Genomic DNA, 13,801 nt, shown 5'->3' with positions numbered 1-13,801 from the left:
TTGCCGCTGTTTTATTTGTTGCCGTTTGCGCGCTCCATTTCGGTGGGGTCATCTGATGCCTAAAGTCACGGTAGACGGCGAAGAAATCGAAGTTCCGGCGGGGGCGACTGTCCTTCAGGCTTGCGAGCTTGCAGGCAAGGAAATCCCGCGTTTCTGCTATCACGAACGCCTGTCGATTGCGGGCAATTGCCGCATGTGTCTGGTCGAAGTGAAGCCGGGGCCGCCTAAGCCTCAGGCCTCTTGCGCGCTTCCTGCTGGCGATGGTCAGGAAATCCGCACCGATACGCCGATGGTCAAAAAGGCACGCGAAGGGGTGATGGAATTTCTCCTAATCAATCACCCGCTCGATTGTCCGATTTGCGATCAGGGCGGCGAATGCGATCTGCAAGACCAGTCCATGACCTATGGCAAAGGCGCCTCGCGGTACACTGCAAACAAGCGCGCGGTGACTGAGAAATATATGGGTCCGCTGATCAAGACAGTGATGACCCGATGCATTCACTGCACGCGCTGTGTCCGTTTCTCCGAAGAGATTGCAGGCGTTGATGAAATCGGCGCGCTGTATCGCGGCGAAGACATGCAGATCACGACCTATCTGGAACAGGCCGCGGCGCATGAATTGTCGGCCAATGTGATTGATTTGTGCCCGGTCGGCGCTCTCACCTCTCGGCCTTATGCGTTTGAGGCGCGCCCGTGGGAATTGAAGCGGACACTGAGCATTGATGTGTCGGATGCGGTGGGCGCCAATATCTCGCTTCACTCCAAAGGCCGCGAAGTCATGCGCGCGCTGCCCCGCGTAAATGATGATGTGAATGAGGAATGGCTGTCGGATAAGGGGCGCTATCAGGTCGATGGCCTGACAAAGCGCCGCCTGGATAAAGTGTTTGTACGCCATGATGGCAAGCTTGTGGCGGCGGACTGGAACGAAGCGTTCGGCGTCATCAAGGATGCTTTGGGTTCGGACAAATCCTCGATCGCAGCGGTTGCTGGCGACATGGTCGATTGCGAGACTATGTTTGCGGCTAAAGCTTTGCTCAAAGCCAGCGGTTCTTCGCTTCTCGAGGCGCGCCAGACCGGCATGACGTATGACGTGTCGAATATGGCGGCGGTGAATTTCAACTCCACCTTTGCCGGGATCGAGACTGCCGATTGCATTCTGATCGTCGGTTCGCACATCCGCTGGGAAGCAGCGCTGGTGAATGCGCGCATTCGCAAGGCTGTTAAAGCGGGTGCAAAAGTGTTTGTTGTTGGTCCTGAATGGGAGACGACATACCCGGCCGACTTCCTTGGCGAAGACCTCAAAGTTCTCAACCGCGTTCCCAAAGCTTTGGGCGACGCGATGAAGGCAGCGGAGCGCCCTGCGGTCATTTTAGGCGGTGCGGCTCTGGCGAAAGGCGCACTTGGCGCTGCGTTGAAGCTGGTCGACAAGTTCAAGCTGGTGCGTGATGGTTGGAACGGATTCAACGTCCTGCATATGAGCGCGGCGCGCATGGGTTCGCTGATGCTCGATTTCACTGTACCGGGCGGCATGGCAGAGGTGGCGGGCGCGAAGCCGAAAGTGCTGCTCAGCCTTGGCGCGGATGAAATGGACCACTCTTCGTTTGCGGATGCGTTGAAGGTCTATATCGGCCACCACGGCGACAAAGGCGCGCATGCGGCCGATGTGATCCTGCCAGCGGCTTCTTATGCCGAGAAAGACGGAACCTACGTCAACACCGAAGGCCGCGTGCAGTTTGCGGAGAAAGCGGTGTTTGCCCCCGGCGATGCGCGCGAAGATTGGACGATCCTGCGCGCGCTTGCCGATGTGCTGGGTGTGAATGTCGGCTTTGACAGTTTTGGCGAATTGCAGGCGGCGATGACCCGCGAAGTGCCTGCCTTGGGTGAAGAGGGGCTGGCCGATTACGGCGCGCTTCCCAAGGCTGACGCTTCCGCGAAGGCAGAAGGCGAAATCAGCGCTTATCCGATTGCGGATTTTTACCTCACAAACCCGATCGCGCGTGCAAGTGCGGTGATGCAGCAATGTTCTGCGGAATTGCTGCACGGGGATGAGATGAAGGAGGCTGCGGAGTGATTTCCTTTGAAGTGATCCCCAGCGAAGGCTGGGGTCTCCCGCAAATTCGATGGAGGTCCCAGCCTGCGCTGGGGCTCGCATTATGACAGATTTCTTCGTTTCCCTCGGCCTTCCCTACGAAGCCGCATGGACCATCGCGACCATCGCGGGCATCCTGCTGATCGCGCTGCCGCTTATGCTCGCGGTTGCAATGGTCATTTATGTCGACCGCAAGGTTCTCGGCGCGGTTATGCTGCGGCGCGGGCCTAATGTGGTGGGGCCGTTTGGTCTGCTCCAGTCCTTTGCAGATGGCCTCAAGGTCTTCTTGCAAGAAACCATCATTCCGAGCGCGGCCAACAAGGGCATTTTCCTCCTCGCCCCCATCATCACCTTTACCGTGGCGCTGGCTGCATGGGCGGTAATCCCGTTCGGCGAGGGGCTGGTGCTGTCCGACATCGATCTCGGCCTGCTTTACATCCTCGCGATCAGCTCGCTCGGGGTTTACGGCGTGGTGATGAGCGGTTGGGCATCAAACTCCAAATATCCGTTCTTCTCGGCCATGCGCGCGGCCGCGCAGATGATCTCTTACGAGGTCTCGATCGGCTTTATCCTCGTATGCGTGGTGCTGTGGACCAAGTCGTTCAACATGACCGATATCGTGATGGCGCAAAAGGGACATGGTCTGGGGATCGTAAACGGGTTCTTTTTTAACCCGCTGCTTTTCCCGATCTTCGTGGTGTTCTTCATCTGCGCTTTGGCAGAAACCGCGCGCGCTCCGTTTGACCTGACCGAGGCGGAATCAGAGCTCGTTGCAGGCTATCAAACCGAATATTCAAGCATGAGCTTCGCGCTGTTCTGGCTCGGAGAGTATGCGAACATCTTGCTGATGTGCTCGCTGTGCACGATCCTGTTCGTGGGCGGATGGCTGCCGCCTGTGGATTGGGCGCCGCTATATGTGGTGCCAGGCTTTATCTGGTTCCTGCTCAAGACCTTTTGCTTCTTCCTCTTCTTCAGTTGGATCTGGGCAACCGTACCGCGTTACCGCTATGACCAGCTGATGCGGCTTGGCTGGAAAGTGTTCCTGCCGATGAGCTTGATCTTTGTGGCGCTGATTAGCGGGTATTTGATGGCGACGGGGCATTGGGCATGAGCTGGCTTCTTTTTTCGTTGGCTTCACTCTCATTTCAGGAACCGGTCCCGATGAAGGTGGTTCCTACTCCTCCTTCGACAGCGCCGATGCCTGCGGTCGTATGGAGCTGCAACTTTTCCGATACGGAGGGCGGTACAATTGTACTCAACGGGCAAATCCCGGAAGTTCCGGTGGGTTGGGATCATTATGACCGCTTAGAGGTCAATGTCGAAGGTCTCGCTCCAGAGTTTTTGTTGGGTAAGCAGAAGTTCGAGATAGCGAACTCGCCCAAAGCAAATATTCGTCGATATTCCTTCTCCGCACTTGGGCCCGACGGAATGGAGTATATTGCGAACTTCCAGTTCGTATGCGACCAACTTAGCCTGGCTACAATCAGTCGATACACTCCACCAACCGACTCTGACCACGGGCGTATAGCAGCCTTTGCGACCGGTGCGTGCAGTCCGAGATTTAAAGAAATTGGCGAAAAGGTGCTTAGCCAATGACCTCCATCACCCAGCTCGCTAAGAGTTTCACCCTCTACGAATTCGTCAAGGCCCACGCGCTGACCTTGAAGTATTTCTTCAAGCCTAAGGTGACGATCAACTATCCGTTTGAAAAATCGCCGCTCTCCCCGCGCTTTCGCGGCGAGCACGCTTTGCGCCGCTATCCCAATGGCGAAGAACGCTGCATTGCGTGCAAATTGTGCGAGGCCGTGTGCCCTGCGCAAGCGATCACGATCGAATCCGAACCGCGCGAAGACGGCAGCCGCCGCACGACGCGCTATGACATCGACATGACCAAGTGCATCTATTGCGGTTTCTGCCAAGAGGCATGCCCGGTGGATGCCGTGGTTGAGGGACCAAACTTTGAATACGCCACTGAAACGCGCGAAGAATTGCTCTATGACAAGGCAAAATTGCTCGCAAACGGTGACAAATGGGAGCGGGCCATTGCGGCCAATCTTGAAGCGGACGCTCCCTATCGTTAGGGGCGTGCACGAAACACAACAGGGATAAACGATTCCGGACCATCAGCATTCGCTAAATGGCCGGTTTCGAGGGATAACAAAGGGATCACATTGCCGCTTTCTGGACCTCGGCCTTTCGCCGGGGTGACGATTTGGCCAAGCTCATCATGATACAGGCACTCGCCTTCTACCTTTTTGCAGGCATCGTCATCGCTTCAGCGGTGATGGTAATCCTGTCGCGCAACCCGGTGCATTCTGTGCTGTGGCTTATCCTTGCCTTCTTCAATGCAGCGGGTTTGATGGTCATTGTGGGCGCTGAGTTCATCGCGATGCTGCTGGTGATCGTCTATGTCGGTGCGGTCGCTGTGTTGTTCCTGTTTGTCGTGATGATGCTCGATATCGACTTTGCGGAAATGCGGGCCGGGCTGATCAAGAATTTTCCGCTCGGCATTGCGATGGCGATTATTCTGCTCGCGGAACTCGGGCTTGCACTGGGTGTCTACGGCGCTGGCGGGTTGGTGCTGGGCGATGCGGCTGCCAGTGGCGGCGCGCAATTGGTCGGCGAAAGCAATATCGAGGCGATTGGGCGGCTGCTTTACGGCAAATACATTCTGCTGTTTGAGATCGCCGGGATCATTCTACTGGTTGCCATGATCGGGGCCATTGTGCTCACGCACCGTGAAGCCAAGCCGGGTGCGCGGGGCCGTCAGGATATCGGCAAACAGATCAGCCGCCGCCCGCAGGATGCCAATGTGATGAAGCAACCGGCCGTTGGTGAGGGGATTGAGCTATGACGTCACCCATCGGCATTGAACATTATCTGGTGGTCGGCGCGATCCTGTTTGTGCTGGGCGTGCTGGGTATCTTTATCAATCGCAAGAACGTCATCGTGATCCTGATGTCGGTTGAACTGATCCTGCTCAGCGTGAACATCAATCTGGTCGCATTCAGCGCGTTTATGAATGATCTGACCGGGCAGATTTTCGCTATGATGGTGTTGACTGTCGCGGCGGCAGAGGCTGCTATCGGACTTGCCATTCTCGTCATCTATTATCGCGGTCGCGGCACGATCGCGGTCGATGATGTCAATCAGATGAGAGGGTAACGGATATGAGCCCCATTCTCATCATCGTGTTCGCACCATTGATCGCGTCGATCATTGCCGGTTTTGGCAATCGCGCACTGGGCAATACAGGCGCAAAGGTTGTCACGACCGGCGCTCTGTTCCTCTCAGCGATCCTCAGCTGGCCGATCTTCATCGCCTTTATCACAGGCGATGCCATTGCAGAGGTGGTGCCGGTTCTCAAATGGGTTCAGTCGGGTGATATGAGCTTTGACTGGTCGTTGCGCGTGGATGCTCTGACCGCTGTGATGCTGGTTGTGATCAACAGCGTGTCGGCGCTCGTTCATCTGTACAGCTGGGGATATATGGAGGAAGACCCGGATCAGCCGCGCTTCTTCGCCTACCTTTCGCTGTTCACTTTCGCGATGCTGATGCTGGTGACGGCTGATAACCTCGTGCAAATGTTCTTTGGCTGGGAAGGAGTGGGGCTGGCCTCGTATCTGTTGATCGGTTTCTGGTTCCGCAAGCCAACCGCAGGCGCCGCTGCGATTAAGGCTTTTGTGGTGAACCGCGTCGGCGATCTTGGCTTCATGCTGGGAATATTCGGCACGTTCCTGGTGTTCCAGACCACATCAATTCCGGCCATTCTTGACGCTGCACCCGCGATGAGCGGAGCGCAAATCTCTTTCCTTGGCATGCGCGCGCAGACGATGGATGTGCTGTGCATCCTTTTGTTTGTCGGCGCGATGGGCAAATCAGCGCAATTGGGGCTTCACACATGGCTGCCCGATGCGATGGAGGGGCCCACACCGGTCTCCGCTCTGATCCATGCGGCCACCATGGTGACAGCGGGCGTGTTTATGCTGTGCCGCTTGTCGCCCATGTTTGAGGCTGCTCCTGTTGCGCTTATGGTGGTAACGGTAATCGGCGGGGCGACCTGTTTCTTTGCCGCGACCATTGGGACCACCCAGTGGGATATCAAGCGCGTGATCGCATACTCAACGTGTTCGCAGCTGGGTTATATGTTCTTTGCCGCTGGCGTGGGCGCCTACGGTGTGGCGATGTTCCACCTGTTCACGCATGCCTTCTTTAAAGCGCTGCTGTTTTTGGGTGCAGGCTCGGTCATCCATGCGATGCATCATGAACAGGATATGCGGTATTATGGCGGCCTGCGCAAAGCGATACCGCTGACATTCACCGCGATGCTTTTGGGAACACTCGCGATCACGGGACTTGGCGTGTATCACCTTGGCGTGGGCTTTGCCGGGTTCTGGTCAAAAGATGCCATTCTTGAGGTTGCGTTTGCGCGCGGCACGGGCACGGGGACAATGGCTTTCTGGCTGGGTGTGACCGCGGCTTTGCTTACCAGTTTTTACAGCTGGCGGCTGATGTTCCTCACTTTCTGGGGCAAGCCGCGCTGGATCGAAAGCGAGCATATCCAGCACTGTGTCCATAAAACCCCCGAAGAAGCGGGTGAGGACAAAACCGGCGGATACCACCCGCATGAAAGCCCGCTAACCATGCTAATCCCGCTGGGATTGTTGAGCGTGGGTGCCGTGGCCGCGGGCCAAGTGTTTGCGCCGAGTTTCCTTGATGATGCAGCTTTTTGGGCCGGGTCGATCTTCTACAATGAAAACCTGATCCACGCGATGCATGCGGTGCCTTACTGGGTGAAGTATTCTGCGCTGATCGTCATGGTGCTTGGTTTTGCAGGCGCATATCTTGCGTACATCGCCAAGCCCGATATCCCGGCCAAATTCGTCGGTACTTTTGGCTGGCTGCATAATTTTGTGTTCCGCAAATGGTATTTTGACGAGCTATACGATCGGATCTTTGTAAAGCCTGCCTTCTGGTTTGGCCGTCAGTTTTGGAAACTGGGTGATATCGGTACGATTGACCGGTTTGGCCCGAACGGTGTGGCTGCCGTTGTTCAGCGCGGATCGGTCGCGGCGAAGTCAATCCAGTCTGGCTATCTCTACACTTATGCGCTGATCATGCTCTTGGGTCTGATCGCCGCTGTCACTTACGTGCTGCTCTAGAGGCGATATAAGAGCAATGGACTTTCCCATCCTCACCGTGATGATGCTGGTGCCCCTTGCGGGGGCAATTGCGTGCTTGTTCGCAGGGCAGGGCTCACGCCTGATCGCTTTGCTGGCGACGCTGGTCACATTTTGCCTGGGCGTAATGCTTTGGGCCAATTACGATATTGGCGGGGCGCAGTGGCAGTTCACCGAACGCTATGAATTGGTTGCAGGTTTCAATTATGCGTTGGGGATTGATGGCATCGCGCTGATGCTGATCATGCTGAGCGTGTTCCTGATGCCGATTTGTATTCTGGCCAGCTGGGAAGCAATTCAAAAACGCGTTGGTGAATACATGGCCGCGTTTTTGTTCATGGAAGTGCTGATGATCGGCACTTTTGCAGCTCAGGATATCTTCCTGTTCTATATCATGTTCGAAGCAGGCCTGATCCCGATGTATCTGATCATCGGCGTTTGGGGCGGCGATAACCGGATCTATGCGAGCTACAAATTCTTCCTCTACACACTGATCGGTTCTGTTCTGATGCTGATCGCGATGTTCTGGATGGTGGCGACCGCTGGCACTTCGGACATCCCGACCTTGATGCAAACCGATTTCCCCCCGGCGGCTCAGACCTGGCTGTGGCTGGCATTCTTTGCGAGTTTCGCGGTGAAAGTGCCGATGTGGCCGTTCCACACTTGGCTGCCCGATGCGCACGTTCAGGCCCCCACGGCAGGTTCTGTGATCCTGGCGGGGGTGCTGCTGAAACTGGGCGGATATGGCTTTATCCGGTTCAGCTTGCCGATGTTCCCTGCTGCGAGCGCGGATTTCGCCTGGCTCGTCTTTGCATTGTCGATGGTTGCGGTGGTTTATACTTCGCTCGTCGCCTTGGTGCAGGCCGATATGAAAAAGCTGATCGCCTATTCCAGCGTCGCGCATATGGCGATTGTGACGGTCGGTCTGTTTGCTTTCAACGTGCAAGGCATTGAAGGCGCGATCATCATCATGCTGAGCCACGGCCTTGTATCGGGCGCGCTGTTCCTGTGCGTAGGTGTGATTTACGACCGCCTCCACACCCGCGAGATTGAGCGATATGGCGGCTTATCGATCAATATGCCGTATTATGCGGTCTTCTTCCTGCTGTTCACCATGGCGAGCATCGGCCTTCCCGGAACCAGCGGTTTCGTCGGCGAATTCCTATCGCTAGCGGGTATCTATCAAGTGTCCACCTGGGTCGCTCTGGTTTGCACCACTGGGATCATTCTTGGTGCGGGGTATATGCTTTACCTCTATCGCCGGGTCGCCTTTGGCGTTCAGAAGAACGAGGACGCGGCCGCTATGGGCGATATCACTGTGCGCGAATGGGCGATGCTCGCCCCCATCGCTGCGGTTGTGATGTGGATGGGGGTTTACCCAGAAAGTTTCCTTGCGCCGATGCGTGAAGACATCAAAGCGCTTGATGCGCGTCTGATCCTGTATGCTCCGCAAAGCGACAGCCGGCTCGAAGTCCTTCCGCCATCCGGCAAGGCGGCGAATGAAGTGCCCGCTCCTGTAGCGCATGATGCAGAAGGGGCGCACTGATGCTCGATTTCACGCAATCCTTTGGGCTGATCATTCCTGAGCTGATCCTGACGGGCGCGGGCCTGCTGCTGCTGCTGATTGCTGCATGGGGCGGAGACAAAGCGGCTCGGACAATCGCAATCCTTGCAGCGACTGCTTTGTTCGGTGCTGGCATTGCGCTTGTGCCCGATCTGCATTTTGGAACGGACGGGCCGGAAACCATCGCGTTTGGCGGATTGATGCGGGTCGACAGTTTTGCGCTGTTTGCCAAGGCGCTGATTTACCTTGCCGCGATTGGCTGCCTTGTGGTTGCCCCGCAGTTTTTTGCGAGCCCCGCCGCAGGTTCAGAACGCGGCATGCGGGCCGAATACCCGGTGCTGATGCTGTTTGCGGCAGTCGGCATGAGCGTTATGGTTTCGGCCAGCGATTTCATGACGCTTTATATGGGGCTGGAGCTAAACTCGCTCGCGGCCTATGTCCTCGCTGCCATATTGCGCAATGACAACCGTTCGGCAGAGGCAGGTCTTAAATACTTCGTTCTTGGCGCGCTAGCATCGGGCATTCTGCTTTACGGGATGAGCCTGCTTTATGGTTTCACCGGCGGCACTGATTTCGCGACCGTGCGCGCGGGGCTTGAAGGCGATTTGGCTTATGGGCCGCTGTTTGGGCTTATTTTTGTGATGGCTGGCCTTGCGTTCAAGATCGCGGCTGTTCCTTTCCACATGTGGACACCCGATGTATACGAGGGCGCTCCAACTCCGGTCACCGCATTCTTTGCCACCGCTCCGAAAGTGGCCGCTGTCGCTTTGACTGCGCGCGTGGTTTTCGATGTGTTTGGTGCGCAGGTCACCGCTTGGCAGCAGATCGTGATGTTCACAGCGCTTGCCTCAATCGTGTTCGGCGCATTGGGCGCGATCGGGCAAGAGAACCTTAAACGGCTGCTCGCTTATTCCTCGATTAACAATATCGGGTTTATCCTGTTGGGTCTCGCCGTGGCGAACCAATCGGGCGCAAGCGCGATGCTGGTTTATCTGTTTATCTATGTCGCGATGAGCCTGGGCAGTTTTACCGCATTGCTGATGCTGCGCGATAGCAGCGGCAATCTTTACGAAAATCTGAGCGATGTTGCAGGACTTGCAGTCACACGCCCGGCGATTGCCCTGTGCCTTTCAGTGATGATGTTCAGCCTTGCCGGCATTCCGCCCTTGTTCGGGTTTTACAGCAAGTTCGTCGTGTTCAAGGCTGTGGTAGACGCCAATCTCATTGCATTTGCCGCCATTGCCATCGCAGCGAGCGTTATCGGTGCATTCTATTACATCAAGGTGGTGAAAGTCATTTGCTTTGATGAACCCGCAGGCGTCGCAACTGGCAAAAGCGGCGCTGCGCATTGGGCTTTGTTGGCGATTACTACTGCGATCATATCTCCGCTTGGCTATCTGATGACAGGCTCGCTAACCGATCTGGCCGACAAGGCGGCAGCAGCGCTGTTCATGGCGGTTTGAATCCACCTGTAACCATTGAAGTGGTGGAGGAAACCGGCTCGACCAATGCCGACCTGCTGACGCGTCTTGGCTCTGGCGAGCATATCGATGAGGGGTATTGGCTGCGTGCAAAACGTCAGAATGGCGGGCGAGGGCGGCTAGGACGCAAATGGGAAAGCCCGGTGGGCAATCTGTTTTGCAGCACTTTGGTTAATCTGCACGCAGAGCCTCATGCTGCGCACACATTGTCTTTTGTCGCAGGCCTGGCATTGGCAAATACGCTGAGGCGTTCGCTGCTTCCCAAAACCAATATCGAATTGAAATGGCCCAATGACGCGTTGATCAATGGCGCCAAAATTGCCGGCATCCTGCTCGAACGCCGAGCAAACAGCGTGGTGGTGGGGATTGGCGTGAACGTTTGCTACGCCCCCGAAGTAGAGGGCCGCCGGACCACGAGTATCCTGAGCGAGAACGGCAAACATGGCGGTGGGTGCGATCTGGTCTTGTCGATCCTTGCTGAAGAATTTGCCAAACGGCTTGCCCTTTGGCGCTCCAAGCCGTTGAATGAGACACTGGCCGCTTGGACCGATGCAGCGCATCCAATTGGCACTCCGCTTAAAACGGGCACGGGTGAAGCGGCTGTCGCAGGCACTTTTGCCGGACTCGATGATGATGGCGCTTTGCTCTTGAGCTTGGCGGATGGAGCGATCCGCACTATCCATGCCGGCGACGTTTCGTTGATTGCGCAAGAGGAAACCTGATGCTGCTGGCTGCCGATGTTGGAAACACCAATGTGGTGTTCGCGCTGTTCGAAGGACGCGAGGTAAAAGCACGCTGGCGAATTGCCACCGATCCGCGCCGCACAGGCGATGAATATGCGGTGTGGCTGCTCCAATTGCTTAGCATCGAAGGGGTAGAGCGCGAACAGATCACGCAGATCATTTTCGCCTCAGTTGTCCCGCGTGCTGATCACAATCTGACCGTTTTGTGCCAAAAATATTTCGGCATAACACCGCTGAAAGCGGGCGAGGGGGATGCCGCCTGGCGCTTTGCCATTGATGTCGACCAACCCAGCTCTCTAGGCGCAGACCGCGCGCTCAACATTCTTGCCGCGCATACTAAGTATGGCGGCGACATTATCGCGATTGATTTTGGCACCGCGACCAAATTTGAAGCGATCGATTTCACCGGTGCGTATAAAGGCGGTTCTATTGCGCCGGGTATCAACCTTTCGCTCGACGCGCTGGTCGGAAAAACAGCCAAGCTGCCCCGCATCGCGGTTCGCGCTCCGGCAAGCAAAAGCGTAATTGGCCGGAACACCGAAGACCAGATGCTGATTGGCGTTTTCTGGGGCTATGTCGCCATGATGGAAGGCATAGTCGAGCGCATGAAAAGCGAAATTGGCCGCCCGGCAAAGGTTGTAGCGACCGGCGGGCTCGCCATATTGTTTGATGAGGCGACCGACATTTTCGATCACGTCGATGCCGACCTTACCATTCAGGGGCTTGCCATTCTGGCTGAACAGGCCAAGGCGTAATTTCCTCTAATTTAACGAGTAATTCCTCTACTGTGAAAAAGAACTTCAAGCCCGAAAACGAATTGCTGTTCCTGGCGTTGGGGGGCTCCGGCGAGATTGGCATGAATGTCAATCTGTATGGCTGCGATGGTAAGTGGCTGATGGTCGATCTGGGCATGACTTTTTCCGGCGGCGAATATCCCGGCGTTGATCTGGTCTTTGCTGATCTGGAATTCATCGAAGATCGCACCAAAGACCTGCTTGGTATTGTTCTAACTCACGCGCATGAAGACCATATTGGAGCGGTGCCGTATTTTGCCGGCGAATTGGGCGTGCCGCTTTACGCGACGCCGTTCACGGCGGATTTGGTTGCGCGCAAACTGGAAGAGGCCGGGCTGCAAAGTCAGGTCGAACTCAACATCATCCCTGACGACCACGGCGAAATTGCGCTGGGCCCGTTCACGGTCACCTATCTACCGCTGGCCCATTCTATTGCAGAGGGCAACGCGCTGTTGATTGAAACGCCCTATGGACAAGTTTTTCATACAGGCGATTGGAAGCTGGATGAAGAACCCATCATTGGTGAACCGACCACGCAGGAAGAGCTAACTGAGATCGGGGATGACGGTGTGCTCGCGCTGGTGTGTGACAGCACCAATGTCTTCAATCCCAACCCGTCAGGTTCTGAAGGCGCAGTGCATCGCGGATTGATGGAGGAAGTCGCCAAGCATGAAGGCAAGCGGGTTGTTGTGACAACCTTCGCCAGCAATGTTGCACGCTTGCAAACCTTGGGCGAAGTGGCCCGCGAAACAGGACGGCAAGTGTGCATTGCGGGCCGCTCGCTCGACCGGATATTGGAAGTGAGTCAGGCCAATGGCTACCTTACCAATTTTCCTGATCCGATTGATTTTGACACCGCCATGCGGTTGCCGCGCGGGGAGGTGTTGATCCTTGCCACAGGCGGGCAGGGCGAACCGCGCGCTGCACTGGCCCGGATGGCAGATGATAATCATCCTATTGAACTGGCGCGCGGCGATGTGGTGCTGTTTTCCTCGCGTCAGATCCCCGGCAATGAAATTTCCATCGGCAAGATGCAGAATCAGCTTGCCGCGCGCGGGATCACGATGGTGACTGACAGGCAGAGCTTTATCCATGTGTCCGGTCACCCCGGCAGGCCCGAACTGGAGGCGCTGTATGGCTGGCTGCGGCCAGAAATTCTGGTGCCGGTGCATGGCGAAATGCGTCACATGCAGGAACAGGCCCGCGTTGGAAAAGCCAGCGGCATCGCGCATAATGTTGTCCAATCCAACGGCGATATCGTCAAACTTGCGCCCGGTAAGCCTGCGACTTTGGCGCAGGTCCGCAATGGGCGGCTTGTGCTTGATGGCGATATCATCGCTCCGGCTGACGGCGAGGCGATCAGTATGCGCCGCCGCATTGCGCATGAGGGATTGATGACGGTGGCATTGGTCAAAGGCAGCAATCCGGTGATCGATTGCATCGGTTTGCCTCTGGATGAAGACATGCCTGAATTTATCGCCGAGACCCAAAGCGATATTCTGTCAGCCCTGCGCAAGCTAAAAGGCAAAGACGCGCAAGACCCCGCTGCCGTTCACGAAGCAGCACGCCTTGCCGCCCGCCGTGCGGCGCGGCGATGGTCGGGTAAAAACCCGCAAGTGCGTGTCCTGATGCCGGGTCTGGTGCCGAGCTAACCCGCCATGCAATGGACGTCTATCATCGCGATCTATTTCCTCATCTGGGTGATGAGCGCGTTTGTCCTCTTGCCTTTTGGCGTGAAGACGGCGGACGAGGTTGGCGACAAAACTGCACCCGGGCATGCAGAAAGCGCGCCCGTCAATTTTCGGCCCGGGAAGATCGTCATCCGCGCGACATTGATCGCGGCTTTGCTCACGACGTTGTTTGTGCTCAATTTTGAGTATGGCTGGATCAGCGCCGATGATCTGAACATCTTCCCCGAACCGCCAACAAAGCTCTCTGCTGACGATTGAG

The 13,801-nt window shown here is 56.4% G+C and carries 13 protein-coding genes; all 13 read left to right on the top strand.

Features of this window, described 5'->3' with window-relative positions:
• Nucleotides 1-55 precede the first annotated feature (55 nt).
• The gene (gene nuoG, locus AC0V6W_RS01080; protein WP_486146323.1) at nucleotides 56-2,071 is read left to right on the top strand and encodes an NADH-quinone oxidoreductase subunit NuoG; all 2,016 of its coding nucleotides are present in this window, start codon (nucleotides 56-58) and stop codon (nucleotides 2,069-2,071) included.
• Nucleotides 2,072-2,153: 82 nt separating this feature from the next.
• On the top strand, nucleotides 2,154-3,200 hold the full coding sequence (nuoH, locus tag AC0V6W_RS01075) for an NADH-quinone oxidoreductase subunit NuoH (protein WP_486146321.1): 1,047 nt from the start codon (nucleotides 2,154-2,156) through the stop codon (nucleotides 3,198-3,200).
• Entirely contained in the window at nucleotides 3,197-3,685 is a 489-nt protein-coding gene (locus tag AC0V6W_RS01070) for a hypothetical protein (protein WP_486146319.1), read from the top strand. Before nuoH ends, AC0V6W_RS01070 begins: the two co-directional genes overlap by 4 nt.
• Nucleotides 3,682-4,170 (top strand): NADH-quinone oxidoreductase subunit NuoI, encoded by a 489-nt coding sequence (gene nuoI, locus AC0V6W_RS01065; protein ID WP_486146317.1) that lies wholly within the window; start codon nucleotides 3,682-3,684, stop codon nucleotides 4,168-4,170. The genes AC0V6W_RS01070 and nuoI overlap by 4 nt, the downstream gene beginning before the upstream one ends.
• 146 nt (nucleotides 4,171-4,316) lie before the next feature.
• On the top strand, nucleotides 4,317-4,943 hold the full coding sequence (locus tag AC0V6W_RS01060; protein ID WP_486151420.1) for an NADH-quinone oxidoreductase subunit J: 627 nt from the start codon (nucleotides 4,317-4,319) through the stop codon (nucleotides 4,941-4,943).
• The gene (nuoK, locus tag AC0V6W_RS01055) at nucleotides 4,940-5,254 is read left to right on the top strand and encodes an NADH-quinone oxidoreductase subunit NuoK (protein WP_486146315.1); all 315 of its coding nucleotides are present in this window, start codon (nucleotides 4,940-4,942) and stop codon (nucleotides 5,252-5,254) included. The genes AC0V6W_RS01060 and nuoK overlap by 4 nt, the downstream gene beginning before the upstream one ends.
• 5 nt (nucleotides 5,255-5,259) lie before the next feature.
• The gene (gene nuoL, locus AC0V6W_RS01050) at nucleotides 5,260-7,251 is read left to right on the top strand and encodes an NADH-quinone oxidoreductase subunit L (RefSeq protein WP_486146313.1); all 1,992 of its coding nucleotides are present in this window, start codon (nucleotides 5,260-5,262) and stop codon (nucleotides 7,249-7,251) included.
• Between the two features lie 16 nt (nucleotides 7,252-7,267).
• Complete coding sequence (locus AC0V6W_RS01045) at nucleotides 7,268-8,815, top strand: NADH-quinone oxidoreductase subunit M (RefSeq protein ID WP_486146311.1); 1,548 nt, start codon at nucleotides 7,268-7,270, stop codon at nucleotides 8,813-8,815.
• Nucleotides 8,815-10,296 carry an NADH-quinone oxidoreductase subunit NuoN gene (gene nuoN, locus AC0V6W_RS01040; RefSeq protein ID WP_486146309.1) on the top strand — a complete coding sequence of 494 codons (1,482 nt, stop codon included), beginning with the start codon at nucleotides 8,815-8,817 and terminating at the stop codon, nucleotides 10,294-10,296. The genes AC0V6W_RS01045 and nuoN overlap by 1 nt, the downstream gene beginning before the upstream one ends.
• Nucleotides 10,293-11,036 (top strand): biotin--[acetyl-CoA-carboxylase] ligase, encoded by a 744-nt coding sequence (locus AC0V6W_RS01035; RefSeq protein WP_486146307.1) that lies wholly within the window; start codon nucleotides 10,293-10,295, stop codon nucleotides 11,034-11,036. The genes nuoN and AC0V6W_RS01035 overlap by 4 nt, the downstream gene beginning before the upstream one ends.
• The gene (locus AC0V6W_RS01030; protein ID WP_486146305.1) at nucleotides 11,036-11,812 is read left to right on the top strand and encodes a type III pantothenate kinase; all 777 of its coding nucleotides are present in this window, start codon (nucleotides 11,036-11,038) and stop codon (nucleotides 11,810-11,812) included. The genes AC0V6W_RS01035 and AC0V6W_RS01030 overlap by 1 nt, the downstream gene beginning before the upstream one ends.
• A 32-nt stretch (nucleotides 11,813-11,844) precedes the next feature.
• Nucleotides 11,845-13,503 carry a ribonuclease J gene (locus tag AC0V6W_RS01025; protein WP_486146303.1) on the top strand — a complete coding sequence of 553 codons (1,659 nt, stop codon included), beginning with the start codon at nucleotides 11,845-11,847 and terminating at the stop codon, nucleotides 13,501-13,503.
• 6 nt (nucleotides 13,504-13,509) lie between these two features.
• Nucleotides 13,510-13,800, top strand: a complete 291-nt coding sequence (locus AC0V6W_RS01020) for a DUF1467 family protein (protein ID WP_486146301.1) — start codon at nucleotides 13,510-13,512, stop codon at nucleotides 13,798-13,800.
• Nucleotide 13,801 lies beyond the last annotated feature (1 nt).

It is taken from the genome of Erythrobacter sp. JB1-7 (assembly GCF_057365015.1).
Note: the sequence above shows the minus strand (reverse complement) of the source record. Positions and strands in the feature narration are given on the sequence as shown.

Excerpts from the sequence above, each read along its gene's own strand:
- nuoG (WP_486146323.1), top strand. The coding sequence starts at position 56 with ATGCCTAAAGTCACGGTAGACGGCGAAGAAATCGAAGTTCCGGCGGGG.
- AC0V6W_RS01045 (WP_486146311.1), top strand. The coding sequence starts at position 7,268 with ATGGACTTTCCCATCCTCACCGTGATGATGCTGGTGCCCCTTGCGGGG.
- AC0V6W_RS01020 (WP_486146301.1), top strand. The coding sequence starts at position 13,510 with ATGCAATGGACGTCTATCATCGCGATCTATTTCCTCATCTGGGTGATG.
- nuoI (WP_486146317.1), top strand. The coding sequence starts at position 3,682 with ATGACCTCCATCACCCAGCTCGCTAAGAGTTTCACCCTCTACGAATTC.
- AC0V6W_RS01030 (WP_486146305.1), top strand. The coding sequence starts at position 11,036 with ATGCTGCTGGCTGCCGATGTTGGAAACACCAATGTGGTGTTCGCGCTG.
- AC0V6W_RS01060 (WP_486151420.1), top strand. The coding sequence starts at position 4,317 with ATGATACAGGCACTCGCCTTCTACCTTTTTGCAGGCATCGTCATCGCT.
- nuoH (WP_486146321.1), top strand. The coding sequence starts at position 2,154 with ATGACAGATTTCTTCGTTTCCCTCGGCCTTCCCTACGAAGCCGCATGG.
- AC0V6W_RS01070 (WP_486146319.1), top strand. The coding sequence starts at position 3,197 with ATGAGCTGGCTTCTTTTTTCGTTGGCTTCACTCTCATTTCAGGAACCG.
- nuoK (WP_486146315.1), top strand. The coding sequence starts at position 4,940 with ATGACGTCACCCATCGGCATTGAACATTATCTGGTGGTCGGCGCGATC.
- nuoL (WP_486146313.1), top strand. The coding sequence starts at position 5,260 with ATGAGCCCCATTCTCATCATCGTGTTCGCACCATTGATCGCGTCGATC.
- nuoN (WP_486146309.1), top strand. The coding sequence starts at position 8,815 with ATGCTCGATTTCACGCAATCCTTTGGGCTGATCATTCCTGAGCTGATC.